The following is a 498-nucleotide window of genomic DNA, read 5'->3' as shown; positions in this document are numbered from 1 at the left end:
TGGCCGCTACACCGCGCGCAGCATTATTCCCTCCGGCTACGGCGTGCCCGAAGGCGCCCCCACCGATGTGGTGCTCAAGTCCCTGGGCCGCCACGGTGAACGCCCGGCGCATATTCACTACTTCGTCTCCGCCCCGGGCCACCAGCACCTCACTACCCAGATCAACCTGGCGGGCGATCCCTACACCTATGACGACTTCGCCTTTGCCACCCGCGAAGAGCTGGTCGTGCCCGCCGAGCGGATTGAAGACTCCGCCGAGATCGCCAAGCGTGACCTGGACGGCCCGTTCTCCCACGTGGTGTTCGATGTGGCGCTGGCCCCCGCCGAGGCGCCTGAGCTGCAGGTGCGTCACGCCCGACCACGCGCCAAAGAAGACGAGCAGGATCTCGCCAGCCAGCTCGCCGGAACCGCCAAGGTTTAACCCTTATACCTTGAGCAAGGCGGGCCTTCCCCTTGGCCCGTCTTAGCGAGACCTAACAGCGCGACATAATAAATACC

At 64.9% G+C, this 498-nt stretch carries 1 pseudogene; it reads left to right on the top strand.

The window, feature by feature from the left end:
• Positions 1-421, top strand: a pseudogene (locus tag MLE19_RS22910) (catechol 1,2-dioxygenase); the annotation flags it as partial.
• Positions 422-498: the final 77 nt, after the last annotated feature.

The sequence above is a fragment of the Vreelandella neptunia genome, assembly GCF_022489065.1.
Lineage (GTDB): Bacteria > Pseudomonadota > Gammaproteobacteria > Pseudomonadales > Halomonadaceae > Vreelandella > Vreelandella neptunia_A.
This window is presented reverse-complemented; position numbering and strand designations above follow the sequence as displayed.